Here is a 24,063-nt window from a genome sequence, read left to right as displayed (position 1 = left end):
ACGGAATACCGCATGCAAGCTGCGACACGCTCCCGACTGACCCTTGCCTGCATCCTCATCACCATTCTGCTCGACATGATCGGCGTGGGCATCATCGTGCCCGTGCTGCCCGAGCTGCTGGAGGAGTTGACGGGCGGCAGCGTTGCCAATGCAGCTGTTATCGGCGGCTATCTGGTTTTCGCCTATGCCTTGATGCAGTTCGTGTTTTCGCCCGTGCTCGGCAATTTGTCGGACCGGTTCGGGCGGCGGCCGGTGCTGTTGGCGTCGCTGCTGGGGCTGACTTTCGACTACCTGATGATGTCGATCGCGCCCTTCGTCTGGTACTTGTTCATCGGCCGGATCATCGCCGGCATTGCCGGCGCTGCACTGGCGACGGCAACGGCCTATATGGCCGACATCACCCCGCCGCATAAGCGTACGCATCGGTTCGGTCTTATCGGCGCCGCCTTTGGGCTGGGCTTCATTATCGGTCCTGTCATCGGCGGCGAGCTGGGCGAACTTGGTCCACGCGTGCCGTTCTTTGCGGCGGCGGGTCTCGCCTTCGCCAATTTCCTCTTCGGGCTGCTGGTGCTTCCGGAAAGCCTGCCGAAGGCCAATCGGCGCAAGTTCAATATCAAGCGGGCCAATCCCCTGGGCGCCGTGATGGCGCTGCGGCAATATCCGTCGGTGCTGTGGCTGCTGGCGGTGCTCTTCTTCCTGCAGCTCGCGACGCAGGCCCTGCCGACGATTTTCAGCTATTTCACGGTGGAGGTGTTCAATTTTACCTCTTCCACCATCGGCCGCACATTGGGGGCCTTCGGCATCGGCTTTGCCTTCAGCCAGGCTGTGTTGGCTGGACCGCTCTCGAAAGGAATCGGTGAGCCGGCCGTGGGGATTGTCGGGCTGCTGTTCGCCGCAACGGCCTTTGCCGGCATCGCCTTTTCCGCCGACGTCTACCAGCTTTACCTCTTCATCGCGGTCGGAACCGTGAGCGGCCTCGCGCCGCCCGCGATCAATGGCGTGCTGTCCCGGCAGGTGCCGGACAATGGCCAAGGCGAACTGCAGGGCGCGGTGAATGCGGCGAGTTCGCTGGCGACGATCATCGGCCCGCTCGGGGCGACGCAGATCTTCTCCTACTATACGAGCGCGCCAGAAACCGGGCACTATTTCCCCGGAGCCCCGTTCGTCGCTTGCGGCATTGCCGTGGCCATCTCTCTCGTTATTTTCGGCATTGCCGCCTGGAAATTCGAGCTGACGCACCGGCCAAGTGTCGCCGACCACCCGCATGTGCCGGACCTGCCACCACCGGGCCAATTGCGCGTAGCTCCCATCGAGGACGAGAATGGAAATCAGACCCGCAACTGAAACCGACCGGACGGCCGTCCTCGGCATCGTGGGACCCGTGCTGCGCGCGGGCGAAACCTATGCCATCGACACAGACCTGAGCGATCAGCAGGTGCTCGACTACTGGTTCCTGCCGGCGCACGAGGTTTTCGTGGCGGAGGACGAAGGTGTCATCCTCGGCACGTATTACCTGCAGGCCAACCAGCGTGGCGGTGGGGCGCATGTGGCCAATTGCGGCTACATGGTTTCGGCTCAAGCACAGGGCAAAGGCATTGCCGGGCGCATGTGCGAGCATTCGCAGGTGGTGGCGAAGGAACACGGATTCCGCGCCATGCAGTTCAACCACGTGGTCTCGAAGAATACACGGGCCGTTGCGCTGTGGCAGAAGCTCGGATTCGAGATCGTCGGCACGCTGCCGCTGGCGTTCAAACATCCGGTTCACGGCTATGTGGACAGCTACGTGATGTTCAAGGCACTCTAATCGCGCCTTCGTGACTGCCGCTCGGGGAGCAGCAGGCGCAGACTGCTGGCGTGCATGACGCACGACAGGAGATCATTATGACGCTGCCCCGATTTGGTCGCCGCTCCCTGATCCTTGGCGGAGCCATCCTTGCCGCGACCACCCTTGCCGGCACGGCCCTCGCCCACCATGGCTGGAGTTGGGCCGAGGCCGGCATGATCGAGCTGACCGGCACGATTACCAGCATAACCATCGCTCCGCCCCACCCGATTATCGAGGTGGATGCCGAGGGTGAAATATGGACCGTGGAACTGGGCAATCCCACCCTGACCGAACGCTCGGGCTTTGTCGAAGGCGCAGCCGAGGTCGGGCAGGAAATCATCGCGCTCGGCAATCGCGATGCCGACGGTTCGCCGCGCATGAAGGCGGTTCGCATCACCATCGGCGACAAGGTCTACGATATCTATCCTGATCGCATTCCGGCCCAATAGGCATGTGGGACGCGCTGTCGCATTGGCCCGGCGCCGTGGCGTTGCGGCAATCCTCGACGCTCTATCTCTTCGTCAATGCCGCTCATATCCTGGGAATCGGGTTGATCCTCGGGCCGATCCTGGCGCTCGACGCCCGGGTGCTTGGTTGGGCGAAGACGGTGCCGCTCACGATACTCGGGCCGTTTCTTTCGGGCACTGCGAAGCTCGGCGTCGTCGTTGCCGTTCTGACGGGCATCGTGCTCTTCAGCGTGCGGCCGGCTGACTATGCCGACAACCCCGCCTTCCTGAGCAAGATCGGGCTTGTCCTTGTCGCCGTGGCCAACGCGGTCGCGGTAGACCGCAGCAGGGCCTGGCGCGACGCGATAGCTACCAACGAAATCGCCGCACGCCTGCGGGTGCAGGCGGCGGCGTCCGCTGGTCTGTGGATCGCGGCCCTGGTTGCGGGCCGCTGGATCGGATTTTTGTAGCTTACTTGCCGAGGGTGCTCGGCCAGGTGCCGTGCAGGTCGCTGCCGCGGCCTTCGATTTCGAAGCCGTGAGCGCCGAAGAAATCGCGCTGGCCTTGCGTCAGGTTGGCCGTACCCTGGGCCTGGCGGTAGCTGTCAAAGTAGCTCAGCGAGGCCGAAAGGCAGATCATCGGGAATTCGCCGACGGAGGCGGCGGCCACGACCTTGCGCAGGCTCGGGTGGCTATCCTTCATGATGCCGACGAAGTCGGGCACGACGAGCAGATTGGTGGCTTCGCCCTTGGCGTAGGCCGAGGACATCTGGTCGAGGAAGCGCGAGCGGATGATGCAGCCGGCGCGCCAGATCTTTGCGATCGTTGCCAGCGGCAGCGACCAGCCGAATTCTTCCGAGGCCTTGTTGATGACGGCAAAGCCCTGAGCGTAGGAAACGATCTTGCCGGCGAGTAGCGCCTTTTCGAGATCGGCCAGGGTCACGTCGGTCTTGGCGCGGTTCGGCTTGCCATAGATGGCTTCGGCGGCGACGCGCTCGGATTTTCGCGAGGACAGCGAGCGCGCGGCGACAGCGCCTTCGATGGCGGTGGCGGGCACGCCCATCTGCTGGGCGACGACGGCGGACCACATGCCCGTGCCCTTCTGGCCGGCCTTGTCGAGGATGAGATCGACGAGGGGCTTGCCCGTCTGGTCATCAACGGCGTCGAGAACGTGGCCGGTGATTTCGATCAGGTAGGAATTGAGCGGACCCTTGTTCCATTCCTTGAAGACATTGGCGCATTCCTTGGCCGACATGCCGAGGCCGTCGCGCATCACGCCATAGATTTCGGCGATCATCTGCATGTCGCCATATTCGATGCCGTTGTGGATCATCTTGACGAAATGGCCGGCGCCACCTTCGCCGAGATAAGCGCAGCAGCTCTCGCCGTTGAACTGGGCCGCGATCGCGGTAAGGACCGCTTCGGCATTGTACCACTGTTCCTTGGAACCGCCGACCATGATCGAGGGACCATGGCGAGCGCCTTCTTCACCGCCGGAAACGCCGACGCCGAGATAGCCGATGTTCTTGGGCTTGAGGTAGTCGAAGCGGCGCTGCGTATCGGTATAGAGCGAGTTGCCGCACTCGATGATCGCGTCGCCCGGCGACAGGTGCGGCAGGAGCTGCTCGATCATGTCGTCGACCGGCTGGCCGGCCTTGACCATGATGATGATCGAGCGCGGTGCCTTCACTGCCTGCACGAATTCGGCAAGGTCGTACTTCGGGATGGTATTCTGGTCGAGGCCCTGTGCCTTGGCTTCCGCGACGAACTCGTCGATGCGGCCGGCCGAGCGGTTGTGCACGGCAACGGTGTAGCCTTTTTCGGCGATATTCAGCGCCAGGTTCGAACCCATAACCGCCAGGCCGATCAGCCCGATATCCGCAGTTGCCATGAAGCTTTCCTTCCGAGGTCTCGTCGCCATCCGAGGCGTTTTGGGCCATGCGCAGGGTGCATAGCACTCGGCGGCGACAATGACCATAAAGCGCAAGACGAGGAAAGTGCGGATCGCGCAAATTTCGACCATTTCACATTCTTGTATGGAAGATTTGACCATGGCTTGCCTTGCAGCGTGGCGGATGGCTAAGAAGGCGGGAGGCACAGAGGAAGAACACCCATGACCGAACGCTCGCCATTCGACTTGACGGGCCGGCGGGCCCTTGTAACCGGGTCGAGCCGCGGGCTGGGCTTCGCCATGGCCAAGGCACTGGCCGGGGCCGGCGCGAAGATCGTGCTCAACGCGCGCGACGAGGTGGCGCTGGGCGCCGCTGCGGCGGATCTGGCGGAGACCGGAGCGGATGTAACCGCCCTCGCCTTCGATGTGACGAGCCCGGAAAGCGTCGGCGAGGCGGTGCGGCATTGCGAAAGCGAAATCGGGCCGATCGATATTCTGGTCAACAATGCCGGGATGCAGATTCGGGGGCCGCTCGAAACCTTTCGGCATGATGATTTCGAGAAGATCATGGCGACGCATGTGACGGCGACCTTTTCGGTCAGCCAGGCCGTGGCGCTGGGCATGATCGAGCGCGGTCGCGGCAAGATCATCAACATCTGCTCGATCCTGACCGATCATGCGCGGCCGACTGCGGCGCCCTATGGCGCGGCCAAGGCAGCGATTGCGAACCTGACGCGCGGCATGGCGGCGGACTGGGCGCGCAAGGGGCTCAACGTCAATGCCATTGCGCCGGGATACTTCAAGACTGACCTCAATGAGGCGCTAATTGCCGATCCGGCCTTCAATGCCTGGGTGGAACAGCGTACTCCGATGGGGCGTTGGGGTGAGGTGGAAGAACTGGGCCCAGCCGCAATCTTCCTCGCATCCGATGCCTCCAGTTTCGTGAACGGACACATTCTCTATGTCGATGGCGCCTTCACCGCAGTTGTCTGAACCAGCCCGGATCATCATCGTGATGGGCGTCAGCTCGTCCGGGAAATCAACCGTGGGCGCGGCGCTCGGGCGCGCTTTGCACGCGCCGTTTCTCGATGGCGACAAGTATCACCCGGAAGCCAATGTCGAGAAAATGCGCGCCGGTATTCCGCTGACCGATGAGGACCGCTGGCCCTGGCTGGAAGCGCTGGCAGCGGCGCTGAAGGAAGCGGCGGAGAAGAAGAAAGGCGTAGCGGTTGGGGCCTGTTCGGCACTGAAGCGGGCCTATCGTGACTTCATTACGGAAAAGGCCGGCGAGCCGGTGCTGTTCGTCTATCTCGATGGCAGCCGGGAAGTGATCGGCGAGCGGATGGCCAAGCGCAGCCACGAATATATGCCGACGAGCCTGCTCGACAGCCAGTTTGCGACGCTAGAAGTGCCTGATCCTGCGGTTGAGAATGTGATGGTGGTGCCGGTGACCGACCCGGTCAATCGCATTGTCACGACGGTTACCGGATCGCTCGGCCATCTCAAGAGTTTCAAGCGCTGGCAGTAGCGCGTCGACCGAAACGCCCCTGCCCGTAAGCCACGACAGCGGCAGCGGCGACGACGACCAGCGCACCGGCCAGAGCCCAGGGCGTCGGCACATTGCCCAGCAGCACGAGGTCGAAGCCAAAGGCCCAGATGATGCCGGTATATTCGTAGGGTGCCAGCACCGATACCGGCGCGCGGGCGACCGATTCCATCAGCAGGACATGGCCAAGCCCACCGAGAAGCCCGGCGCCGGCGAGGAGAGCAAATTCCTGGGGTTGCAGCTCGACCCAGCCGAACAGCGCCGAAGCAAGGCCGACGGCGGAGCAGATGAGCGCAAAGGACAGCGCGATGCTGGCGGGCGGTTCGGTGCGGGTGAGATCTTTTACCTGCACGCGGGAGAGCGCATTGGTGGCGGCCATGGCGATGCCCGCGCCGATGCCGATCAACGTGCCATCACGCAGCTCTGCCCCGACCAGTGTCGGATAGAGCATGAGCAGGATGCCGGCAAAGCCGAGCACCACGCCGACAAAGATGGTTGCCCTGGGCCGCTCGCGCAGGAAAAGCATGGCGGCGGCAATCGAGAGGATTGGCGCCAGATAGGTCAGCGCGGTCGCCAGGCCCACCGAGAGATAGCGCAGCGACGCGAATGAAAAGAACATCACCGCGCAGCCGAGAAGCCCGCGCACCAGATGCTTGTGTGGGTAGCGCGTGCGGACGGACTGGCCGAGCTCGCGACGAAGGGCGAGATAGATCAGCGTCGGCGCAAGGGCCACAAAGCTGCGCCAGAAGATGATCTGGCCGGTGGGCACCGTGCCGGCGACTTCGTGGATGGCCGCCGACATGGCGGACATGACGGCAAGCCCGCCCGTCGAAAGCCAGAGGGCGGCGGCGATATTCTGCTTGGGCATGGGCGGGGTCACAAGGCGAGGATGCACCCTGTCTAAGGGTGTGCCCCCTGCCCCGCAAGCCGGATCAATGATTTAGGTGGCGTCGAGAACCGCAGCACCACGCGGCGCGATGCGATAGCCGACCTCGAGACTCTCCGTGAGCCCAAGGGCTTTCAGGCGGCGGACGCGGGTCTTGAAGAGCTGCTTTTCCATGCCGAGGCGATCGGCCAGGATTTGGGCGGACACACCGGGATTTTCGCGGATGATGGTCAGGATGGCCCGGGTCCAGGGCTGGGCGGCATCCATCCGTGCCAGCTTCGGTGCGATCCCATCGAGCTTGTCGACGGCCTCTCTGAGGGCAATCCGCGGGTCATCGCCGGCAAGGTGCAGGCGTATGCGATAGAGCTGCCCCTCGCCTCGGAGGGCGGCTGCAAGGGCAGCTAAATCCTGGAAACCGGCGCGGCTGATATCTTCGGCGCTGATGGCGTCTAGGCTGACCGGATCGACTTCATCGATGGCAACCAAGCCAACAGCGGTCAGTAAAGTGCCGCCTGCCTTGACGGTGGGCCGCTTCCAGCGGCGGAACTGAGTATCGATCCGCGCATCGCGAATGGCTTCGAGATCGGCGACCCTAATGAGCATCTCGGACCTCCCGCCCCAAGACCTAGCTCAGGACGGGAGGCCCGGGAACCGATTACTGCGCTGCGTAACCGCCATCCACCAGGTGATAGGACCCGGTGATGAAGGAGGCAGCATCGGAGAGGAGGAAGAGGGTCAGCGCAGCGACCTCGTCGGACTGGCCCAGGCGGCCAACCGGATGCAGGGCGCGCAGGCCATCGAAAACTTCCTTGGGTGTTGCCGAACCGAGGAGCGGTGTTTCGATGAAGCCGGGACCGACGGCAGTGACGCGGATGCCTTCCTTGGCGTAGTCGATAGCCGCGGCTTTGGTGAGGCCGACCACGCCATGCTTGGCCGAGACATAGGCAGGCGCATTGGCAAAGCCATTGGTGCCGAGAATGGAGGCCATGTTGACGATGGCACCGCCGCCCGCTTTCAGCATGGCGGCGATTTCGTACTTCATGGAATAGAAGACGGAGTTGAGATTGACGTCGATGACCTTGTGCCAGTCTTCGAATGTGTAGTCCCCGGCTTTGGCAGCCTTGCCGCCGATACCGGCATTGTTCACTGCGAGATTGAGCGAACCATAGGTGTCGATGGCGAACTGCACGGCCTTTTCGACCTGATCGACCTTGGACACATCGACCGCAACCGCGGCTGCTTCGCCGCCAGCGGCCTTGACCGCATCAACGACAGTCTGGGCACCATCGAGCTTGAGATCGGCCACCACGACCTTGGCTCCGCGCGCCGCGAGCTGCTTGACCACGGCTTCGCCGATGCCAGAAGCACCGCCCGTTACAAACGCAACCTTGCCTGCAAAATCCTGGGACATAGCATTCTCCTGTTGGTTCCCCTGGAGATATGCGCCCATTGCGACAGCACAACCATGATCGAGATCAAATGCGCTGAACGAACTGTTCAAGCGGAATTCGCAGTTATTCGGGAATTCCGGGGGTTCGCGACAGGCTGGCATTGGCGTAGCGATCGTCATCCGACACTTCGCGGCCAAGCCACGCCGGCAGATGGACATGCTCATCGATCGAGCCCATCTCGACCTCGGCGAGGACAAGGCCGGCATGCTGGCCTTCGAAGACGTCGACTTCCCAGGTATGAGCCTCGAAGGGCACCTGGTAGCGGCGCTTCTCGATGATGTTGGGCTTTGCCATTTCCATCAGTTCGCGCGCATCTTCGAGCGGAATGGCATATTCGAATTCGGCGCGGGCGATGCCTTCGGGCTTGCCTTTGAGCGTGAGGACGGCCTCGCGGTCGTCATAGATGCGTACCCGAACGGTGGCCTTGGCGCTGGTCGACAGATAGCCCTGCTGCAGGCGGGCCGAGCTTTCCACATTCGACTTCCAGCCGTCGCCGGATATGAGGAATTTGCGCTCGATTTCCTGGGCCATATTCAGGTGTCCTTTGGAAGCAGCTTCCAGAATTTTTCGAACCGGGCGACCAGTTCGGCGGGGCTTTCGACAGTCAGTTGCCGGCCTAGGGCGAAGGCCTTGCCGGCGAGGACTGCCTTGCGCTCGTCGATCACCTTTGCCAGCGACTCGTCAAGTGGGCCGGCAAGCGCGGTAAGGCGCTCGGTCAGTACGGCCAGGTTGTGATGATCGCCGAGATACTCGCCCATCGTATCGCATTGATCCCGGCGCGCGCCCAACCTGTCGGGGGCGCAGTCTTCGAAGAGACCGACATGGAACCAGTGGCCCTTGGCGTCCTTGCGCCAATCGTGAAAGGCCTCGTCGTGGCCCGTCCGTTCCGCTGCTTTCATGCGCTTGCGGAGGTGCGCATAGGTATTGCCGAGGCCGGGCGCGAGCAAGGCAAAGCCCCTGCCCTTGACGGTCCAGCGCTCGATGCGCTGCTGCGCCGCAACCATGGCATCACCAAAGCCGATGAGCAGCGCCGCCCGATCCTGCTCGCTGGCCACCTGGCGCGCGTTTTCCTCGAGTTTCCGGCGCAGTCGCTCGGTCGTTTCGGCTGAGACTGCCTTCAGCGCGCCTTGCTTTTCGAGGGCAACGAAGGTTTCGAGAATGACGGCAGCGTCGCGAGCAGCTGAGAGCGCATCGGCGGCATTGCCAAAGGCCGCGTTCTCCTTGTCAAAATGGGGAAAATTCGGACGCACTAGCCGCAGCAAGCCGCGGATCTTCTTGCAGCGCCGCCGCAGCCCATGGACGGTTTTGTCGAAATCACCGTCCGCCCGGCTCTCCACCAAAGCGGCCTCGACCTGCTCGGCGGCAATTTTGCGCACCTGACGGGCTACTCGGCTGCGCTGGCTGAAAGAGAACCCCATGGCTTCAGAAGACGAACCGCATCTGGCCGGGGGGAGCGCCGAGGCTGACACCCTCCAGCGCCAGCATGGTTCGCTTGGTCGACGTACCGCCGGGAGCAGAAAAGCCCCCTGCCTTGCCGCCGGCCGCAAGAACGCGATGGCACGGGATGATGAGCGGGATCGGATTGGCCCCCATTGCCTGGCCGACAGCGCGCGACAGGCCGACATCGCCCAATTGCCGGGCTATGTCGCCATAGGTGCTCGTGGCGCCCCAGCCGATGGTGAGAAGGATCGCGTAGCATTGCCGATGAAAATCGGGCACGCCTTCCAGATCGAGGGGCGTGGCGGAAAAATCGATCTGCTGGCCATCGGCATAGTCCTCGATTTGATCGAGGACAGCGGCAATGGCGCGATCTGGGGTGCCGGGTTCCGCACCCAGTTTTGCAAGACGCTCCTGCACCTCCGCCGGCTCGCCGCCGGGCAGGAAGACGCGCCGAATGCCGCGGTCTGTCCAGACCAGGGCAAATTCGCCGAGCGCAGTTGCGAAAGTGGTGCTGTGCATGAGGCCATCATAGCGCGCAGGCCGGGGCGCGGCAAACGCTTGGTCAAATGGCAAAACCTCTGCTAGAGGGGCGTCCATGCCCGGTCCCATGCCCACATTGCTCGACTATTTCCCGCCCACCGATCCCTATCTCAACGTCCTCCACGTGGACGACGACATTCTGGTGGTCGACAAGCAGAGCGGGCTTCTCAGTGTCCCCGGCAAGGACCCGAGCCTTTGGGACTGCATCGAATATCGCGCGCGGCAGAAATGGCCGACGGCGGGCATGTGCCATCGGCTCGACAAGGATACGTCAGGCGTTTTGGTGATGGCGCTCAACAAGCGTGCCCATGGCCGCATCGGCAGCCAGTTCGAGCACCGGCAGACGACCAAAAGCTATGTGGCGCGGGTTTCAGGCGTGATCGCCGAGGACAGGGGCGTCATCGACCTGCCGCTCGCGACCGACTGGGAAAACAAGCCGCGCCAGCGCGTCGACTATGAAAATGGCCGCCACGCCAAGACCGAATGGGAAGTCATCGAGCGCGAGGCCAATGCGACGCGGGTAAAGCTCGTGCCACTGACCGGGCGCACGCACCAATTGCGCGTGCACATGAAGGCGCTGGGCCATGTCATCCTCGGCGACGCCTTCTATGCCGAGGGCGATGATTTCAAGGCCGCGGACCGGCTGCAGCTCCATGCGGCGGAACTGGGCTTCACCCATCCCACCACGGGCGAATTCATGACCTTCGTGGCGCCGATGCCGTTCTGATCAGTCTTCAAACGCCACTTCGATGCGCTGGAAGAGGCTGCCCTCCTTCATCGTATCGAGCCACTTGCGGAAATCGGGCACATCCTTGAACCCGGCGCGCTTGGCGTCGGCATCGGTAACGTCGTCGGCACTCATGTCGGTGATCGACTTGATGGACAGCAGGCCCAGCTTGGTCTTGAGCGTGCCGCCGGGCTTTACGGTGGGACGGTTCCAGCGGCGGAAGATGACGTCGACCTTGCCAGCCTTGATGTCTTCCAGGAGAGCGAGTTTGAGGAGCATCAGTCCAGTACCGCCGTGGCTGTGATTTCGATTTTCAGGCCCTTCGCCAGCAGTTCCTTGACGACCACGGTCGCGCGAACCGGAAACGGCTGCTGGGTGAAGAATTCGCGATAAACGGCATTCATGCCGGCCGCATCGGCGCTGTCGGTGAGGAAAATCTGCACCATGACCAGATTGGCCAGCGTGCCGCCGGCGGCCTTGACGCCGATCTCGATATTCTGGATGCAGCGGCGGGCCTGGGCCTCGATGCCGCCTTCGACGATGTCGCCGGTGACCGGGTCTTCGGCGATGGCGACGAGCCAAACATGCTTGCCGGCGCGCACGGCGTCATTGATCGGCGCGGAGGATGGCGCGATGCCGGTTTCGATGCGTTCGATCATCTCGTCTCCGGGGTTGAGAATCGTCTGGGCGCAATTGTCTTGCGCATCGCCTTGTGACAAACACGGGCCACCGAGCCAAGCGGGCGTGGTGAAACTGGTAGACACAAGGGACTTAAAATCCCTCGGCTAACGCTGTACGGGTTCGATTCCCGTCGCCCGCACCATCCCTCACACAGCAAGTTTCGAGACGCTCATGAGACCGTGGATACATCTCGATACGGCAAATGTTCCGGGCGACAAGACGCAGCTCAAACTGATGCAGCGCGGCGACGAATTCTCCATCATGCTCGGCACCAATGAGTTGATGAACAGCCGCCTCAGCGGTTCGGAAGAAGCTCTCGCAACGCTCAGCGCCGAGCGCATCGGCGGCAGGGCAAAGGCGCGGGTTCTTATCGGCGGCCTCGGCATGGGTTTTACCCTGCGCGCGGCGTTGGGGTGCTTTGGGGCGGATAGCGAAATCGTCGTGGCGGAACTAGTGCCCGAGATCATTGCCTGGGCTCGCGGTCCGCTGACCCCAGTTTTCGGCACCTGCCTCGATGATCCGCGGGTGAAAATCATCAATGACGATGTCGGCAAGGTGATCGCTGCGGGCAAAGATGCCTACGACGCCATCCTGCTCGATGTCGACAATGGGCCGGATGGAGTGAGCCGGGAGCAGAACGACCAGCTCTATGGGCTGGCGGCGCTCCGGAAATCTTGGGCGGCGTTGCGCCCGGGGGGCGTGCTGGCGGTTTGGTCGGCCCATCCTAGCGCGCCGTTCACCAAGCGACTGGCTGCGGCGGGTTTTGCGGTGGATGAGGTGAATGTGCGGGCACGCAGCGGCGGTAAGGGCGCGCGACATGTCATTTGGCTGGGGACGAAGGGGCGGTAGGCGGTCTTGGTGAACGCGCCGATGGAGCTTGTTGTCGCCACTCTCGGAATCGCAAAACCGACCCTACTCAGCACTAGGCCAACTAACACTATCGTGCGAGGGTGCTCATATTGAGTGCATGAGGGCAGAGTAGTTGGTCGATTTCTGGGGATGGCTTAACTCGCTCCCTACGGCTCTTCAGCCGCAGGTGTTTACCGCCGCGACCCAATTCAGCATCTTTGTTCTCGGATTTCTAACCATACTTGGAACTGCTTGGGCAAATAGGCGCAATACCTTAAAGGCCGCGCGTGACGCCCAGAAGCTCGAAATCTACAACTTGGCGCTTGGAAAGATACAGACCGCCGCGGATGCCCAAAGAAAAGTCAGTTCGTACCTGACCAGAGCCAATATGGCGATCCGAGTGCACGCCGACCTCGTACAGCAAGGCATCCCTTCGTCCATTCCCTCACAGCGGTTCCCCGAGTTTTCGAGCCTTCACTTTGAACAAGGACGAGCCGCTGGTGAGGTGCATTTATTTCTAGAAGAATGGGCAATTATTGACCCGCGTCTCGAGGCATTTCGAATGGCGTTCGGCTTCCAGAGTCACACCGTGAGCGTGGCGTTTGCTGCATTGAGCAGAACGCTAATGACGCAGCTTCCTACGGATAACCCGCAGGGTGGCACCTTCCCCTATGCGGCTTCTCAAGGTCGGCATATCGACGACCTTGGAATCCTTGTCGAAGCGTATCAGCGGGAGAGTGGCCTCGTGGGAGCCTACCTCGGGGATTTGAATGTGGAACTACAGCAACTCTTGCTTGGACATTTGTTCAAAGGCCGAATTGTGAGGCGCGACGCGCCCGACCCCACCCAGTTTGCTATAAGACTGGATCGTCACCGGGAGATCATCCGGCACTTTCAGTCGACCGAGTTCTTCAAGAATGGTGCTCGGCTTGATAGCGAACTGCGAGCGGCCCATAGACCGAAAAGGTTGAGCTGGTGGCAACGGCTGCTGCAAACGTAGGCCGCTAACTCCCGGCGCTGAACTGGCGCCGCAGAAATCAGGAGAGCGACAGGGTACCGTTTCTGCTGCCACCGAAGCTACGCGCGATGCCGTACGAACTTGTGCTGTACGCGCGTGCCACTAGTCGCACGCATTGCGTTCCACCCCGCCATATCCCGCCCCCGCTTTGATGCGGAGGCAGGGTCTCATGGCCGCTTGGGGCGGGGATAAGTGGGATAGATCAGTCGGTGCCGCCGGAGATCGGGGCGACGTAGGCGACGTCGAGGTCCCAGGGGAAGAAAATCCAGGTGTCCTGGCTGACTTCGGTAATAAAAGTGTCGACGAGTTCGCGGCCCTTGGGCTTGGCGTAGACGGTGGCGAAGTGGGCGCCGGGGAGCATTTCGCGGACGACGCGGGCGGTGTTGCCGGTGTCGACCAGGTCATCGACGATGAGTATCTTGCCGCCGTTCTTGACGATGTCGAGGACGGGCCGGCTGATTTCCTTCAAAACCTTGATGCCGCTCTGGTTCTGGTGATCGTAGCTCTTCACCGCGACGGTTTCGACCGTGCGGATATTGAGTTCGCGGGCGACGATGGCGGCCGGGACGAGGCCACCGCGGGCAATGGCGACCACGGCGTCAAAAGTGCCCATGCCGGCGAGGCGCCAGGCGAGCGCGCGGCTATCGCGGTGAAACTGGTCCCAGGTGACGGGAAACGACTTCTGGTTGGGATTGCTCAACGCATTGATCTCCGGAGGGGCGGCGGGCGCCAAAAACGGGTTTGGGCACCGTCCTTATCAAAGGACGGGCCGGACGCCAATCATTCCCCGTCGGGAGGCGCGATTCCGGCCTTTGCGTGGGCCGCAGCGACCATGGCGCGGACCTTTTCCCCAGCTTCCGCAAGCAGGGCCTCGTCGGAGGAGCGCAGGACCAGTTCGGTCATGACGCGATCCTTGCCCATCTGGGGATAGGAGCCCATTTTCACATCGGGATATTCGTTCTGCAGCGCGGCGAGCGGCCCGCCGAGCGTGCCTTCGCCGACGGCAGCTTTCACCGTGATGGACTGGACCTTCTTGCTGCCCTTGAGCGTGGGCGTCAGGGCTTCGAGCATGGCGCGCATGATGACGGGTACGCCGGCCATGACATGCACATTGCCGATGCGGAAGCCGGGGGCGGCGCTGACGGAATTGACGATGAGATCGGCGCCTTCGGGAATGCGGGCCATGCGCAGGCGCGCTTCGTTGACCTCGGTGCCGGTTTCCTTCCAGCGCGCTTCGAGCATGGCGCGGGCCTGGGCGTTGATCGGCAGGGCGACGCCAAAGGCTTTGGCGATGGCGTCGGCGGTGATGTCGTCATGCGTCGGGCCGATGCCGCCGGTGGTGAAGACATAGGTGTAGCGCTGGCGCAGGGCGTTGACGGCCTCGACGATGGACTCTTCGACGTCGCTGACGACGCGCACTTCTGTCAGGTCGATTCCCAGATCCGTGCAGAAATCGGCGACGGCGCCGATATTGACGTCCTTGGTCCTTCCGGACAGGATTTCATCGCCGATCACCAAAAGGCCGGCTGTCACACGAGTTTGGGTCGACATTGATTGTTCCGGTTCTATGAAGAACGAGGAATGCCCCCGGCCTTGTCCGCCGTCAAGCTGGTGAAGCTCTTTCAATCGGACGAGCAACTGACTAGATTTGGGCATTCCCTTGGAGTCCTTGATGGTTACCTACGTCGACGCATCCGCCAAATCTCGCCGTACCCCCGGAGTTATCCCGCTGCATGGCGAGGATGGCTTTGCGGGCATGCGCAAGGCCGGGGCGCTGACGGCCCAGGCGCTCGATATTCTGACGGAGTATGTCGAACCCGGCGTGCCCACGGCCAAGCTCGACCAGATTGCTTATGAGTTCGCCCGCGACAATGGCGCGGTGCCGGCGACGCTGTTCTACAAGGGGTATCGGCACTCGGTCTGTACCTCGATCAATCACGTGGTCTGCCACGGTATTCCCGATGACCGGGGCCTGCGCGAGGGCGACATCGTCAATGTCGACCTGACACTGATCGTCGATGGCTGGTATGGCGACTCGAGCCGCATGTATCCGGTGGGCGAAATCTCGCGGAAGGCCGAGCGGCTGATCGAAGTGACCTATGCCGGGCTCGAAGCGGGGCTGGCGGCGGCGAAGCCCGGTAATACGACGGGCGATATCGGCGCGGCTATTCAGGCTGTGGCTGAGGGCGAACGCATGAGCGTCGTCCGCGATTTCGTGGGCCATGGCGTCGGCCGCCTGTTCCATGACGAGCCAAATATCCTGCATTTCGGGACGCCGGGTACGGGTGTGCCGCTGAAGCCGGGAATGATTTTCACCATCGAGCCCATGATCAATCTGGGCAAGCCGCACGTGAAAATCCTTTCGGATGGCTGGACGGCGGTGACGCGCGACCGGACGCTGTCGGCACAGTGCGAGCACTCGATCGGCATCACCGAAACCGGCCACGAGATTTTCACGCTCTCACCGGGCGGCCTCTTCAATCCACTCGCAACGCGGAAGTAGTCTTGAGCGACAAGCCCGAGAGCAGACCCAATGGCATGGCGGAAGCGCCGATAAAGCCGCACTATCTTGGGCATCGCGAGCGGGCGCGTGAACGCTTCAATACAGTGGGCGGCAATGCGCTGGCCGATTACGAACTTCTCGAGCTTCTGCTTCACATGATCTTGCCGCAGCGGGACACCAAGGCGCTGGCCAAGGACCTGTTGGCGCGTTTTGGGTCCGTCTCGGAAGTGCTGGGGGCGTCCCCTGCCCGGCTGGCCGAGGTCAAGGGCCTGGGCGAAACGTCCATTACTCATCTCAAAGTGGTGCAGGCCGTAGCGCAGCGCTTTGGGCGTGATCAGATCGATGTCGAAAAGCCGATCCTGTCGTCATGGTCCGAGCTGATCGACTACTGCCGCAGCGCCATGGCCTATGAGAGCGTCGAGCAGTTTCGCATTCTGTTTCTCGACAAGAAGAACAGGCTGATCGCCGACGAGGTGCAGCAGGTTGGCACGGTAGATCATACGCCGGTCTATCCGCGCGAGGTGATCCGGCGGACGTTGGAACTGTCGGCTTCAGCGCTGATCCTGGTGCACAATCATCCATCGGGCGATCCATCGCCCTCGGCAGCCGACGTGCGGATGACGCGGGAAATCGCTGAGATTTCCAAACAGATGGGGATTACGCTCCATGACCACATCATCATCGGGCGCGCCGGGCACGCTTCGATGCGGGGGCTCAAGCTAATCTGACGGCTGCTGCTGTTGCTGCTGGCGGCCAAAAAGCTTGTCGGTGAACTGGCGGAAGTGGCGCAGCGCTGATTTCACGCGCGGGCTGGCTTTGGCCTGGGCGCGGAGCTTCTGGAACTGCTGGTGGAAGCCGACTGACAGACGGCCTTTCACGGTGAGGCCGATATAGTGCTGGCGGAGCGGCGTCTGCACATTGCACCAGTGGCGCTTTTCGTCGGTGAAACCGGAGCCCATGTCGAACATGGCAAAGCCGGAATCGAACACGGTCTGCATGACGCGCAGCAGGCATTGCTTGCCCGGCGAACCCGCCTGAATGGCCGGGTCGTCGCTCATTGAGGAGATGAGGCAGAACATGCGGTTGCCGTGCACGACATTGTAGCGCACCGCGACGATCTCGCCATTGAGGCGGAGGATGTGGAGACGGATGTCGAGGCCGGAGCCGGGCTGCATGGCCTTGTGGTAGAAGTCGATGAGATTGTCGCAGACAAAGGTGTCGCGGATGCCCTGCGCGTGGAAACGCGCTGAACGCTGGCGGAACATGACGTCGATGGCAGCCTTGCCGGCCACCGGATCGGTAACCAGATCGAAACCGATTTCACCGAGGGCGGCGAGACGGTCGCCCTGCTGCCGATCGTGTTTGCGGCGGCTGCGGCTGCGCTGGAGCTTGTCGCAGTCTTCCCAAGAAGAAAATTCCGAGCGGTAGAGGGTGTCTACTTCCAGGGGCGAACCGAGTTCGTCGAAAAGACCACCAAAACCGGTGATTTCGCCCGGAATGGCGCGAAGATAGACGGCGTCAGCGTCGTTCAGTTGGCCGATAATGGTTTGCCAGAGCTGCGCACGGCCCTCTGGCCCGAGCAGCGCCAGCTTGTGATAGTCTGAGATCGGCGCGTAGCAACCAACCTGCGAGCGCGGGAACCAGGTGTAGACGGTGATGCCCATCTGGCGGCGACGATGCAGCGGCAGAAGGGCGACCGGCTCGCCGTCTACTTCCCCGACGACGAAGCACTGATCCTTGGGCGCAATGCCGCGATCGGCGATCCAGAGGCGGATGAAGTCAAAACTCTGTCCGGGGGATTCGACGCCATCGGCCGTGAGGGAGCGCCAGACGGCTTCGACCTCGCCGATGTCATGCGTGCGGCGGGCAGTCATGGCAGAGCCAAGACGCGCCGAAGTGCCGGCCTGAAGACCGGCCGCTTCGCCGTTTTCAGCGAGCGCGCGCAACAATGGCTGGTTTCCCACGTCGGCCGTGTCCATCTTCCCCGTCCAAATGACGCCGCCAGTCTTGGCGCATTGGAGTAAATCGGGGCTGAAGATCGCGCAGAAATTGTTCTCAGACCTGCGGAAAGTTTTGGACGGTTAATGAAACCCTGCCTCAGCCGAAGTTCGCCAGCACAGGGAAGGTTTCGAGGAACCAGTAGGAAATGCGGGTGAAGTTACCGGTGAGGAACAGGATGCCGGTGACCACCAACAGACCGCCCATGACCTTCTCCACCGTATGAAGATGGCGCTTGAACGACTGGAAAAAGGTCAGGAAGGGGCCGATGGCGATGCCGGCGAGGAAGAAGGGAATGCCGAGGCCGAGCGAATAAAGACCAAGGAGCGAAGCGCCTTCCCAGGCCGTTTCGCGGCTGGCGGCAACGGACAGAATGGCGGCAAGCACCGGGCCGATGCAGGGCGTCCAGCCGATGGCGAAGGCAAGGCCGAGGAGAAAGCCGCCGAGCGGACCAGAGGCGACGCCGGGACCATTGTGGCGCATCTGCCGGTCAAGAAAGCCGATGCGATAGACCCCGAGGAAATGCAGGCCCATGGCGATGATGACGACGCCGGCAACCGGCGTCATGATCGGCAGGAGCTGGCGGAAAACCTGGCCGAAGGCGGTCGCCGTAGCGCCCAGCGCTATGAAGACGACCGAAAAGCCAAGGATGAAGAAGAGCGAGGTGATGGCGACCTTGAAGGTCAGCTTGCCCGCACCGGTATCGGCCTCGGCCCGCAATTGGTCGAAACTGGCGCCGCTCATATAGGTGAGATAGGGCGGCACAAGCGGCAGGACGCAAGGGCTGAGAAAGCTCAGGATGCCCGCACCAATGATCAAAGGCAGAGAGAATTCCACGGCGACGCTCCAAAGTCCGGCATCTGTGTAGCGCGGCGGCGGCATAAAGCAATTGGCCTTCCCGTCGCATCGCACGGAAGTGAGCGGCGGTTGGCCGTCGGAATCAGATAGGGCATGACAGCTCGATTCGATGGGCATAGGCTCACCCTGTCGCTGTCCTTGCCGTGGCTTCAGCGACGACAGTCAAATGCCCTGCAAGAGGTTCAAGCTGCTGCCACAAAACCGAAGGTGACCGCAGTGAGTTCATTTTCAGTTTTGACGATCAGTTGCCCGCATTGCGGCCATACCAATTCAATCACGACCGATAGCCTGCCCTTGGGCACCGTCCTCGGCTGCTCGCACTGCCGACGGGAAGTCGCCCAGTGGCAGGGGGAAACTACCGGATTTCAGCCTGTGCCCTTGCCGGACCGGAGCGCGCCGGACAGAGTACCGCGCCATGTGTCCGAAGCGGCGACGCTCTAAGCTAATGCCCTGACAGCATTTTGGAGATGCGCAGGGCATAGCGATCGGTCATGCCTGACGTGTAGTCTGCCAGGGAGTGCAATGCCTGGGCGGGCGTCGCCAGGTTGCGCAGGTCGAGATCGAGGGCACGTACCAGTTGCTGCGAACGCGATCCTAGGCGCTCGGCGTTCCAACCTGCCACGGCGAGATCTTCAAAGACCGGCAGAATGCCAGACATGACATTGTAGATGATCCGGCGGCCGGAGATTTCGAGTTCGGTTTTGCGGCGGGCAGTAAAGATGTGGTCGGAGGACAGTTTACGCATGTTCTCGAAGATCGGCGCCATTTCGCAGACTTCCGTAAGCGCGCCGGAGAATGTGCCCGCGAGAATTTCCTGGTGGTGAGCCTTGAATGCCTCCACGCAGCTCTCGATGGCCTCGCCGATGGCCATGGCTCGCAGCATGGCCACATGCTCGGCCTGGCTTCTGTCTCCGGCGCTCGCATCACGCGGCTTGGCGGCCGTCACCAATATGTCGACGACCTCCTTGTAGGAGAGCTCGCCGGTGGTGAAGGCGTCCTCGATATCGACGATATTGTAGCAAATGTCGTCTGCGGCCTCGACGACGAAGACCAGCGGGTGGCGGCGCCACCATTTTTGGTCGCCGACATGCTCCTCGGGCAGCCCGAGGGTGGTTGCGACATCTGCGAATAGCGCCTCCTCGCTGCTGAAAACGCCGAATTTCTTGAGGCCTACATAGCTGGCGTCGCCCTGGGCCTTGACCGCGGCTCGGGTCCTGGCGGTCACGGGATATTTCATGAAGGCGCCGAGCGTTGCCTTGGAGAGGCGCATGCCGCCATCGTTGCGGCGCATTTCGAGGCGCGTGAGGATACGAAAGCCCTGGGCATTGCCTTCGAAGGCGGTGAATTCGGGCCTTAGATCGGCCTCGACATCACCGGCCAGGCCCCTGCCCGCGGCAAACTGCTCAGCGAACCAGGCGCCCATGGCGTCTTCGCCGGAATGGCCGAACGGTGGATTGCCGATGTCATGCGCAACACTGGCGGCCTGCACGATATTGGCGAGGTTGTGTTCCTCGCCGGGCTTGAGGAACTGCTGCTCGACCAGCCAATGCCCGATACGCATGGCGAGGGACCGGCCGACGCTGCTGACCTCGATGGAGTGAATCAGGCGATGGTGCACATGGTCGTGCTCGTAGAGCGGCTGAACCTGGGTTTTGTTGGCGAGGCGCCGGAAGGGTGCGGAGAAAATGATGCGATCATGATCCTGCACGAAAATCGACCGGCTGGCCTGGGAAGAGGGCTTCTTGTCGCCGAGACGGTCCTCGGAAATCAGGCGGTTCCATTCCATGGCAGGTCCTCACGCAGGCGGGCAGCTATGGATATGAACCGCCAGGGACGCTGGAGTCCTGCCGAAGCTCGGTCTTTTCAACAGCTATGCGCCCGTGCGGATATGGAACCGCCGTTGCCACGAAAGGCTAGATAGAGTCCGCTTGCCCAAGCGCGCCTGCCGCCCTATAGCCAGACCGATTGCCTGAAAACGCTCTGTCGCTGAGGTGCCTCCTGATGTCGGCCCGTCCTCTTCGCATCGCTCCTTCGATCCTCTCCGCGGACTTTTCGCGGCTGGGAGACGAAGTGGCAGCCATCGTCGCCGGCGGCGCGGACTATATCCATATCGACGTGATGGACGGGCATTTCGTCCCCAATATCAGCTTTGGCGCGCCGATCATGAAGTCGATCCGTGGTGTCACCAACAAGGTGTTCGACTGCCACCTGATGATCGCGCCCACGGACGCCTATCTGGCTGATTTCGCCAAAGGCGGCGCGGATATCATCACCGTGCATGCTGAGGCCGGACCGCACCTTCATCGGTCGCTGCAGGCCATTCGCGGGCTTGGCAAGAAGGCCGGCGTGGCGCTTAACCCAGCGACGCCCGTTTCGGCGATCCAGCACGTGATCGACAATGTCGACCTGGTGCTGATCATGAGCGTCAATCCCGGCTTTGGCGGCCAGAGCTTTATTCCTGAGTCGATCAACAAGATCAGGCAGGCCAAGGCGCTGATCGGCGGGCGCGCTATCGATCTCGAGGTCGATGGCGGCGTGAGCGCGGAGAATGCGCGAGAAATCGTCGATGCCGGGGCCAATGTGCTCGTGGCCGGTTCCGCCGTTTATGGCGGCAATGATCCCAAAACCTATGCCGGCCGCATTGCGGCCATTCGTGATGCGGCGACCGGCCGTATCGCATGACTCCACTTTTGAACTGCCGAGGCTAAACCCATGATTCCGCGCTATTCCCGTCCCGAAATGGTTGCCAACTGGTCGGCCGAGACCCGTTTTGCCATCTGGTTCGAGATTGAAGCCCATGCCACGAGCAAGCTGGCGGAACTGGGCGTCGTGCCGAAGGAGAGCGCCGACAAGATCTGGAACGTGATGAACGCCCGCAAGGCGGAGATGGGCGACTATGGCTTTGACGTGGAGCGTATCGACGAGATCGAACGCACGACCAAGCACGACGTTATCGCCTTCCTGACGCATCTTTCGGAAATCGTCGGGCCGGATGCGCGCTTCGTGCATCAGGGCATGACCTCTTCGGACATTCTGGACACGACGCTGTCGGTGCAGATGAAGCGGGCGGCGGACATTCTGCTCGCCGATATCGACGCTTTGCTTGCCGCGCTCAAGCGCCGGGCCATGGAGCACAAGAAAACCATCACTATCGGCCGCAGCCACGGCATCCACGCCGAGCCGACGACTTTTGGCGTGAAGCTGGCCGAAGCCTATGCGGAATTTACTCGCAACCGGGCCCGCCTTGTTGCCGCGCGCGATGAGATCGCGACGGCGGCGATTTCTGGGGCCATCGGCACCTTTGCCAATATCGATCCGCAGGTCGAAGAGTATGTGGCCGAGAAGCTCGGGCTTTCCGTCGAGCCGGTGTCGACGCAGGTGATCCCGCGCGATCGCCACGCCATGTTCTTCGCGACGCTCGGCGTAATCGCTTCGTCGATCGAGCGCGTCGCCGTGGAAATCCGCCACCTGCAGCGCACCGAAGTGCTGGAAGCCGAAGAATATTTCTCGCCGGGCCAGAAGGGCTCGTCGGCAATGCCGCACAAGCGTAACCCGGTGCTTACGGAAAACCTCACTGGTCTTGCCCGCCTCGTGCGCGGCATGGTGGTGCCGGCGCTGGAAAACGTGGCGCTGTGGCATGAGCGCGATATCTCGCACTCTTCGGTCGAGCGCATGATCGGGCCGGATGCGACGGTGACGCTGGACTTTGCGCTGGCACGCCTCACGAGCGTGATCGACAAGCTCGTCGTCTATCCCGAAAACATGCGCAAGAATCTGGACCTGCTTGGCGGTCTCCATAATTCGCAGCGCGTGCTGCTGGCGCTGACTCAGGCCGGCTATAGCCGCGAAGATTCCTATGCTGCCGTGCAGCGCAATGCCATGAAGGTCTGGGAGCACCGGGGTGACCGCACCGGGCTTTTCGCCCAAAATCTCAAGTCCGATCCTGAGGTGACGCTGAGCGACGCGCAGATCGACGACATGTTCGACGACGGCTATCACCTCAAGCATGTCGACACGATCTTCGCCCGAGTTTTCGGCGCATGAGGATTGTTGACACCGACATCCTGATCCTGCCGGGTCTTGGCAATTCCGGCCCGGGCCACTGGCAGGTGCGCTGGGCAGAAAAGATGTCGACGGCCGCCATTGTCGAGCAGGCCGACTGGGATGAGCCCGATCCGGAAGACTGGATCGATACCATCATCCAAGCCGTCAAACTGGCCAAGCGGCCCGTTGTTCTGGTTGCCCATTCGCTCGCCTGCATCGCTCTGGTGCAGGCCGCGTCGCGTTTCCAGGAAGGCGTCGTGAAGGGCGCTTTGCTGGTTTCCCCGCCCGACGTCGAGCTTAATCCGGACGTGCCGGAAGAGGCCAAATGCTTCGGGCCAGTGTCGCGCGATCCCCTGCCCTTCCCGTCGCTGCTGGTGATTTCCTCGACTGACCCGTTCTGCTCTCTGGAGCGGGCCGCTGACTATGCGGCGGCCTGGGGTTCGGATTTCCATCAGGCGGGCGACGCCGGGCATATTAATGTCTATTCGGGCCATGGCCCTTGGCCCGAAGGCCTGATGATGTTTACGCGGTTGATGCAACGCCTATGACTGACGCCTATTCCCTTGCGGCCGAAATACCTTCCGTCGATGACTATCTGCGACTGCGCATTGTCGCCGGGCTGAGCCCCAAGACGCACGAGGGCGCCAGCATTGGCCTGCCCAATAGCTGGTTCGGCGTCACGCTGAAGTTCGAGGGCAAGGCGGTTGGAATGGGCCGTGTCATCGGCGATGGCGGGACGGCGTTCCAGATCGTCGATATCGCCGTGGAGCCAGCCCATCAGGGTAAGGGGTTGGGCAAGCGTATCATGACGGCGTTGATGGACAGGCTGAACAATGAGGCTCCTGAGGGCGCCTATGTCAGCCTCATCGCCGACGGCGACGCGCGGCATCTCTATGCCAAATACGGCTTCGAGCCGGTCATGCCTGCCTCGATCGGCATGGCGACACGCGTCAAACCCGCCTGAAAACAAAAAGGGAGCCGACAAAGCCGGCTCCCTCCGAATCTCTTGTGTCGGCCAGATCAGCCTTCCGCGGCGATCTGCTCGTTAGCGACGGTCACCAGGGTCGCCATCTTCTGACGAATCACGTCGTCGCCGATGGAAATGCCCTTGGCCTTGAGGTCGCTCGAAACCTTGCGGAACACGTCCTCATCGCCGGCTTCCTCGAAATCGGCAGCCACAACTTCAGCGGCATAGGCCTTGGCTTCGTCGCCCGAAAGGCTCATCAACTCTGCCGCCCAGATGCCGAGCAGCTTGTTGCGCCGTGCCTCGGCCTTGAATTTCTTTTCAGAATCGAAAGCAAACTTGGCTTCCTGGCCCTTCTGACGCTCGTCGAACCCGCTCATGGTCTCTCCCATATGGC

Annotated in this window: 30 protein-coding genes and 1 tRNA gene; 16 read left to right on the top strand and 15 right to left on the bottom strand. The window is 62.1% G+C overall.

The window, feature by feature from the left end; genetic code table 11:
• Positions 1-12 precede the first annotated feature (12 nt).
• The 4 genes from ACSQ2A_RS18470 to ACSQ2A_RS18455 all read left to right on the top strand — a co-directional run bounded on the left by ACSQ2A_RS18470 (position 13) and on the right by ACSQ2A_RS18455 (position 2,741).
• Positions 13-1,344, top strand: a complete 1,332-nt coding sequence (locus tag ACSQ2A_RS18470; protein ID WP_436073413.1) for a TCR/Tet family MFS transporter — start codon at positions 13-15, stop codon at positions 1,342-1,344.
• Positions 1,322-1,804, top strand: a complete 483-nt coding sequence (locus ACSQ2A_RS18465) for an N-acetyltransferase family protein (RefSeq protein ID WP_436073412.1) — start codon at positions 1,322-1,324, stop codon at positions 1,802-1,804. The genes ACSQ2A_RS18470 and ACSQ2A_RS18465 overlap by 23 nt, the downstream gene beginning before the upstream one ends.
• A 77-nt stretch (positions 1,805-1,881) precedes the next feature.
• Complete coding sequence (locus ACSQ2A_RS18460; RefSeq protein WP_436073411.1) at positions 1,882-2,274, top strand: DUF6152 family protein; 393 nt, start codon at positions 1,882-1,884, stop codon at positions 2,272-2,274.
• Positions 2,275-2,276: 2 nt separating this feature from the next.
• Positions 2,277-2,741 (top strand): DUF2214 domain-containing protein, encoded by a 465-nt coding sequence (locus ACSQ2A_RS18455; protein ID WP_436073410.1) that lies wholly within the window; start codon positions 2,277-2,279, stop codon positions 2,739-2,741.
• Position 2,742: 1 nt separating this feature from the next.
• Here the strand turns inward: ACSQ2A_RS18455 and gndA are convergent, their stop codons facing one another.
• On the bottom strand, positions 2,743-4,161 hold the full coding sequence (gene gndA / locus ACSQ2A_RS18450) for an NADP-dependent phosphogluconate dehydrogenase (RefSeq protein ID WP_436073409.1): 1,419 nt from the start codon (positions 4,159-4,161) through the stop codon (positions 2,743-2,745).
• A gap of 222 nt (positions 4,162-4,383) precedes the next feature.
• Between gndA and ACSQ2A_RS18445 the strand changes: the two genes are divergently transcribed.
• Together ACSQ2A_RS18445 and ACSQ2A_RS18440 are read left to right on the top strand one after the other, a co-directional pair.
• On the top strand, positions 4,384-5,154 hold the full coding sequence (locus ACSQ2A_RS18445; RefSeq protein WP_436073408.1) for an SDR family oxidoreductase: 771 nt from the start codon (positions 4,384-4,386) through the stop codon (positions 5,152-5,154).
• Positions 5,123-5,689 carry a gluconokinase gene (locus ACSQ2A_RS18440; protein WP_436073407.1) on the top strand — a complete coding sequence of 189 codons (567 nt, stop codon included), beginning with the start codon at positions 5,123-5,125 and terminating at the stop codon, positions 5,687-5,689. Before ACSQ2A_RS18445 ends, ACSQ2A_RS18440 begins: the two co-directional genes overlap by 32 nt.
• Here ACSQ2A_RS18440 and ACSQ2A_RS18435 read toward each other — a convergent pair.
• From ACSQ2A_RS18435 to ACSQ2A_RS18410, 6 genes are all read right to left on the bottom strand, one after another.
• Positions 5,673-6,575 carry a DMT family transporter gene (locus ACSQ2A_RS18435; protein ID WP_436073406.1) on the bottom strand — a complete coding sequence of 301 codons (903 nt, stop codon included), beginning with the start codon at positions 6,573-6,575 and terminating at the stop codon, positions 5,673-5,675. The genes ACSQ2A_RS18440 and ACSQ2A_RS18435 overlap by 17 nt on opposite strands.
• A 72-nt stretch (positions 6,576-6,647) precedes the next feature.
• Positions 6,648-7,196, bottom strand: coding sequence for a winged helix-turn-helix domain-containing protein (locus ACSQ2A_RS18430; protein ID WP_436073405.1), 549 nt, complete (start codon positions 7,194-7,196; stop codon positions 6,648-6,650).
• 52 nt (positions 7,197-7,248) lie between these two features.
• Positions 7,249-8,004, bottom strand: coding sequence for an SDR family NAD(P)-dependent oxidoreductase (locus tag ACSQ2A_RS18425; RefSeq protein ID WP_436073404.1), 756 nt, complete (start codon positions 8,002-8,004; stop codon positions 7,249-7,251).
• Between the two features lie 103 nt (positions 8,005-8,107).
• Positions 8,108-8,575 carry a CYTH domain-containing protein gene (locus ACSQ2A_RS18420; RefSeq protein WP_436073403.1) on the bottom strand — a complete coding sequence of 156 codons (468 nt, stop codon included), beginning with the start codon at positions 8,573-8,575 and terminating at the stop codon, positions 8,108-8,110.
• Between the two features lie 2 nt (positions 8,576-8,577).
• Complete coding sequence (locus tag ACSQ2A_RS18415) at positions 8,578-9,462, bottom strand: CHAD domain-containing protein (protein ID WP_436073402.1); 885 nt, start codon at positions 9,460-9,462, stop codon at positions 8,578-8,580.
• Between the two features lie 4 nt (positions 9,463-9,466).
• Complete coding sequence (locus ACSQ2A_RS18410; RefSeq protein ID WP_436073401.1) at positions 9,467-10,003, bottom strand: methylated-DNA--[protein]-cysteine S-methyltransferase; 537 nt, start codon at positions 10,001-10,003, stop codon at positions 9,467-9,469.
• A gap of 76 nt (positions 10,004-10,079) precedes the next feature.
• Here ACSQ2A_RS18410 and ACSQ2A_RS18405 point away from each other — a divergent pair, with 76 nt between their 5' ends.
• Entirely contained in the window at positions 10,080-10,751 is a 672-nt protein-coding gene (locus tag ACSQ2A_RS18405) for an RluA family pseudouridine synthase (RefSeq protein ID WP_436073400.1), read from the top strand.
• On the opposite strand, the gene ACSQ2A_RS18400 is transcribed toward ACSQ2A_RS18405, so the two are convergent.
• Both ACSQ2A_RS18400 and ACSQ2A_RS18395 read right to left on the bottom strand, forming a co-directional pair.
• Positions 10,752-11,030: a hypothetical protein gene (locus ACSQ2A_RS18400; RefSeq protein WP_436073399.1), complete on the bottom strand. Its 279-nt coding sequence runs from the start codon at positions 11,028-11,030 to the stop codon at positions 10,752-10,754. It abuts the gene before it with no gap.
• Positions 11,030-11,410: a RidA family protein gene (locus tag ACSQ2A_RS18395; protein ID WP_035083308.1), complete on the bottom strand. Its 381-nt coding sequence runs from the start codon at positions 11,408-11,410 to the stop codon at positions 11,030-11,032. The genes ACSQ2A_RS18400 and ACSQ2A_RS18395 overlap by 1 nt, the downstream gene beginning before the upstream one ends.
• 79 nt (positions 11,411-11,489) lie before the next feature.
• Between ACSQ2A_RS18395 and ACSQ2A_RS18390 the strand changes: the two genes are divergently transcribed.
• The 3 genes from ACSQ2A_RS18390 (at position 11,490) to ACSQ2A_RS18380 (ending at position 13,281) form a co-directional block, all read left to right on the top strand.
• A tRNA-Leu gene (locus tag ACSQ2A_RS18390) sits at positions 11,490-11,574 on the top strand.
• Positions 11,575-11,603: 29 nt separating this feature from the next.
• Entirely contained in the window at positions 11,604-12,281 is a 678-nt protein-coding gene (locus ACSQ2A_RS18385) for a spermidine synthase (RefSeq protein WP_436073398.1), read from the top strand.
• Between the two features lie 133 nt (positions 12,282-12,414).
• A complete protein-coding gene (locus ACSQ2A_RS18380; RefSeq protein WP_436073397.1) occupies positions 12,415-13,281 on the top strand; it encodes a hypothetical protein in 867 nt (288 codons plus the stop codon).
• Between the two features lie 220 nt (positions 13,282-13,501).
• Here the strand turns inward: ACSQ2A_RS18380 and gpt are convergent, their stop codons facing one another.
• Both gpt and ACSQ2A_RS18370 read right to left on the bottom strand, forming a co-directional pair.
• On the bottom strand, positions 13,502-14,008 hold the full coding sequence (gene gpt, locus ACSQ2A_RS18375; protein ID WP_436073594.1) for a xanthine phosphoribosyltransferase: 507 nt from the start codon (positions 14,006-14,008) through the stop codon (positions 13,502-13,504).
• A gap of 71 nt (positions 14,009-14,079) precedes the next feature.
• Positions 14,080-14,850 (bottom strand): competence/damage-inducible protein A, encoded by a 771-nt coding sequence (locus tag ACSQ2A_RS18370; protein WP_436073396.1) that lies wholly within the window; start codon positions 14,848-14,850, stop codon positions 14,080-14,082.
• A gap of 121 nt (positions 14,851-14,971) precedes the next feature.
• Between ACSQ2A_RS18370 and map the strand changes: the two genes are divergently transcribed.
• Together map and radC are read left to right on the top strand one after the other, a co-directional pair.
• Entirely contained in the window at positions 14,972-15,802 is an 831-nt protein-coding gene (gene map / locus ACSQ2A_RS18365; protein ID WP_295411695.1) for a type I methionyl aminopeptidase, read from the top strand.
• Between the two features lie 35 nt (positions 15,803-15,837).
• Complete coding sequence (gene radC, locus ACSQ2A_RS18360) at positions 15,838-16,530, top strand: RadC family protein (protein ID WP_295412262.1); 693 nt, start codon at positions 15,838-15,840, stop codon at positions 16,528-16,530.
• Here the strand turns inward: radC and ACSQ2A_RS18355 are convergent.
• The 3 genes from ACSQ2A_RS18355 to dgt form a co-directional block, all read right to left on the bottom strand.
• A complete protein-coding gene (locus tag ACSQ2A_RS18355; RefSeq protein WP_436073395.1) occupies positions 16,522-17,781 on the bottom strand; it encodes a GNAT family N-acetyltransferase in 1,260 nt (419 codons plus the stop codon). The genes radC and ACSQ2A_RS18355 overlap by 9 nt on opposite strands.
• A gap of 118 nt (positions 17,782-17,899) precedes the next feature.
• On the bottom strand, positions 17,900-18,637 hold the full coding sequence (locus ACSQ2A_RS18350) for a cytochrome c biogenesis CcdA family protein (RefSeq protein ID WP_295411693.1): 738 nt from the start codon (positions 18,635-18,637) through the stop codon (positions 17,900-17,902).
• Between the two features lie 463 nt (positions 18,638-19,100).
• The gene (dgt, locus tag ACSQ2A_RS18345; protein WP_436073394.1) at positions 19,101-20,444 is read right to left on the bottom strand and encodes a dGTP triphosphohydrolase; all 1,344 of its coding nucleotides are present in this window, start codon (positions 20,442-20,444) and stop codon (positions 19,101-19,103) included.
• Between the two features lie 215 nt (positions 20,445-20,659).
• Between dgt and rpe the strand changes: the two genes are divergently transcribed.
• From rpe to ACSQ2A_RS18325, 4 genes are read left to right on the top strand one after another with little or no spacing between them, the layout of a single operon-like run.
• On the top strand, positions 20,660-21,340 hold the full coding sequence (gene rpe, locus ACSQ2A_RS18340) for a ribulose-phosphate 3-epimerase (protein WP_436073393.1): 681 nt from the start codon (positions 20,660-20,662) through the stop codon (positions 21,338-21,340).
• Positions 21,341-21,370: 30 nt separating this feature from the next.
• Complete coding sequence (gene purB / locus ACSQ2A_RS18335) at positions 21,371-22,702, top strand: adenylosuccinate lyase (protein ID WP_436073392.1); 1,332 nt, start codon at positions 21,371-21,373, stop codon at positions 22,700-22,702.
• Positions 22,699-23,250, top strand: a complete 552-nt coding sequence (locus ACSQ2A_RS18330) for an RBBP9/YdeN family alpha/beta hydrolase (protein WP_436073391.1) — start codon at positions 22,699-22,701, stop codon at positions 23,248-23,250. Before purB ends, ACSQ2A_RS18330 begins: the two co-directional genes overlap by 4 nt.
• Positions 23,247-23,666 carry a GNAT family N-acetyltransferase gene (locus ACSQ2A_RS18325; RefSeq protein WP_436073390.1) on the top strand — a complete coding sequence of 140 codons (420 nt, stop codon included), beginning with the start codon at positions 23,247-23,249 and terminating at the stop codon, positions 23,664-23,666. Before ACSQ2A_RS18330 ends, ACSQ2A_RS18325 begins: the two co-directional genes overlap by 4 nt.
• A gap of 56 nt (positions 23,667-23,722) precedes the next feature.
• Here ACSQ2A_RS18325 and ACSQ2A_RS18320 read toward each other — a convergent pair whose 3' ends face one another.
• On the bottom strand, positions 23,723-24,046 hold the full coding sequence (locus ACSQ2A_RS18320; protein WP_295411688.1) for a DUF1476 domain-containing protein: 324 nt from the start codon (positions 24,044-24,046) through the stop codon (positions 23,723-23,725).
• Between the last annotated feature and the right edge of the window lie 17 nt (positions 24,047-24,063).

Origin of the sequence: Devosia sp. LjRoot3, from assembly GCF_964252865.1 — a bacterium.
GTDB lineage: Bacteria > Pseudomonadota > Alphaproteobacteria > Rhizobiales > Devosiaceae > Devosia.
The sequence above is the reverse complement of the archived record's forward strand: the minus strand, read 5'-3'. Positions and strand labels throughout refer to the sequence as shown.